We start from the raw sequence: 2,516 nt of genomic DNA, 5'->3' as shown, positions 1-2,516 counted from the left end.
CGGGGGCTACAGAGGCTTTTGTCCGTTTACGAGGGAAAATCCCTAGTACCCCAAATTGAATCGAAATAAGCCGGTAGAAATACAGGCCGCTGAAGCCATGTGTTATGTACTGCAAAATAAAAGTATAGAAATATATCCCGATGAACTGGTAGTCGGAAATTACACCTCCCATAGAGTGGGAGGAATTATCTATCCAGAAAAGGCAGGGCTTTCGGCACTCGCTGAAATTTTTACTTTTCATAAACGTAAAGTAAACCCCTTATCGACATCAAGAGGGGACCGCTTCCGACTCTTTTCAATTATCCCTTTTTGGTTAAATCGTAACGTCTTATATATTGCACCCATAAAAAAACCGCTCTCCCTTTTCATCGTTAGACTTTCGTCATTAGAATCAAGGGAAGCGGTTTTTTTAAGCAATCAGTAATCTAAATTTTCAATCTCAGTCAGTAGAAGCCGATCAAATCGGAGAGCTACATTCAAACGTTAAGCCCTTTTTATAAAAGCTATCTGGTCTAAAAATCCACTCATCGTCATCCATCTTTTGTGCGTCTTTCTAATCTTTTATTCTAGTCACTCATTTTGTTCTTAGAAAGAGCCTAGCTCATACTTAGCTTAATGCAAGATAAGTACAAACAGGCGCTTACTTTCTCTTAAGCTTAAACAGCTTTAAGAGGAATTGCTGGGCGCGCTAGGTCTTCAGACGGTGGCGCGAAGCTTGTTAGGTTAATACCTTCAACCGCTGCTTTGTACTCAGCAATCGTTGGGAAACGGCCTAGGATAGAAGCCAGTACAACCATTGGAGTTGAACCTAGTAGAGATTCACCTTTCTTCTCAGTAGAGTCTTCTACAACACGGCCTTGGAAAAGACGAGTAGAAGTAGCAAGAACAGTATCACCTGCTTCTGCTTTCTCTTGGTTGCCCATGCAAAGGTTACAACCAGGGCGTTCTAGGTACATGATGTTTTCGTACTTAGTACGTGCTGCTTCTTTTGGATGTGAATCATCGAAAGTGAAACCAGCGTATTTCGCTAGAACTTCCCAAGTACGTAGGTGGCGCTACCATTTCGATTGCTGATTTTTCTTTGGCGGGGCAATTGAGTGAAGTGGTTAGGAGCAGCCACTTAAGAGATAAATTACTGGCGCTGCCTCATCTGGCTAAATGGCTAAAACTTATGCAGGGTAATTGAGGTTAATAATGCCTCGTTATAATTTGGTACAAGGGTCAGTAGGCTGTAATGATCCTGATTGAAAGTTTGATAATAATACGAGCCTTAAAATCAATTAAAATGACCGATAGATAAGCCTATTGTTTTTGTTAACTCAGGCTCGGTATACCCCCTTATATTCTCTAAAACAGATATGCCAGAAGAGCTGAAGAATAATAGAGCGCTGAAAACTGGCTAAAGCCCGTCTTGTATCGGTTTAATGTTGATTTTAATGTTCAATCGTCAGAGGCAATCATGATCTCGCTGACCAATAGCCTCGGTAGAAAGTCATACCTACTCAAGAAATGCTGTTACGATCTACCTTCAAAAAACTATTCCGATATTTAAGTGGGGTTTGCCCGACCCACTTTTTAAATGCTCGAGTGAACGCGCTGTGCTCGGAAAAACCCAGCATCAAACTAATTTCAGTCAAACTCAAGTCGGGGTTTTTGATGTAACGAATTGCAAGCTGGTATCTCAATTCATCCAAAAGGTTTTGATAGCTGCGCCCACGCTCACTCAACTTCCGATAAAGACTGCTCTCAGAAATCCCTAACTTCCCAGCCAGCCACTTCATGCTGAGTTGGCCAACCTCTAAGCCATTCAGTATGTGCTGCTGTATGTCCTTAAGAAATTCATCCGGTTTAGGCAACGTAGCCAGTATCGATTCTGCTTGCTGCTCCAGAATCAATCTAAGTTGAGGATTACTGTTATCAATCGATAGCTGCAGCATACTTAATGGCAACTTCATCGCCAATACGTCGTCGGTAATGACCACAGGGCAGCCTAATAATCTCTCATATTCTTTCTGCTCGTCAACAGGAATCCCCGCTAGCTCCACTTCTAACGGCGTAAATGTTTGAGTACCAATAAGCTTGCGGATAAAAGCCAGGGTTCCTGATACCACCACATCATTGGATAATACAGTTGACTCATTACCACTGCCTTCCCAGCCGATATAGATATGGTCTTGTTTTATTTTCACCCAAGAATGGGACAAATTTTGTAGCAGTGGTTCAAAGCGCTGCAACCGTGCAACGGCTTCAACTAGGGAATCACAAGAAGCCGCCAGATATCCCAAAATACCGGCATCTTGGATTTCGCCTCGCATACCAATCTGGATACCCAGCGCAGGTATCGGGTGAAGTGTCGCGAGCTCTTCCAGTAAGCCCCACCAATGCTCGATACTGATGCGATCAACAGACTTTGCTGCTTCGATGCGAGAGCGAAAATCAGCGTTAGCAATGCCTTCTTCGTCAATAGACTTCCGTCATAAATCAAAAAACGTACAATTTATTTGATCTTAAATTAA

3 protein-coding genes are annotated in these 2,516 nt (G+C 42.6%); 1 reads left to right on the top strand and 2 read right to left on the bottom strand.

Annotated elements, in window-relative coordinates; all coding sequences use genetic code 11:
• Positions 1–97 precede the first annotated feature (97 nt).
• Positions 98–424, top strand: coding sequence for a pyruvate formate lyase family protein (locus ACY3FQ_RS17890; RefSeq protein WP_489774579.1), 327 nt, complete (start codon positions 98–100; stop codon positions 422–424).
• Between the two features lie 232 nt (positions 425–656).
• On the opposite strand, the gene ACY3FQ_RS17885 is transcribed toward ACY3FQ_RS17890, so the two are convergent.
• The gene (locus tag ACY3FQ_RS17885) at positions 657–956 is read right to left on the bottom strand and encodes an aconitase family protein (protein ID WP_212816230.1); all 300 of its coding nucleotides are present in this window, start codon (positions 954–956) and stop codon (positions 657–659) included.
• A gap of 546 nt (positions 957–1,502) precedes the next feature.
• Positions 1,503–2,390 carry an AraC family transcriptional regulator gene (locus tag ACY3FQ_RS17880; protein WP_489182379.1) on the bottom strand — a complete coding sequence of 296 codons (888 nt, stop codon included), beginning with the start codon at positions 2,388–2,390 and terminating at the stop codon, positions 1,503–1,505.
• Between the last annotated feature and the right edge of the window lie 126 nt (positions 2,391–2,516).

It is taken from the genome of Acinetobacter sp. AB03, from assembly GCF_058107045.1.
Note: the sequence above shows the minus strand (reverse complement) of the source record. Positions and strands in the feature narration are given on the sequence as shown.

Excerpts from the sequence above, each read along its gene's own strand:
- ACY3FQ_RS17885 (WP_212816230.1), bottom strand. The coding sequence starts at position 956 with ATGTACCTAGAACGCCCTGGTTGTAACCTTTGCATGGGCAACCAAGAG.
- ACY3FQ_RS17890 (WP_489774579.1), top strand. The coding sequence starts at position 98 with ATGTGTTATGTACTGCAAAATAAAAGTATAGAAATATATCCCGATGAA.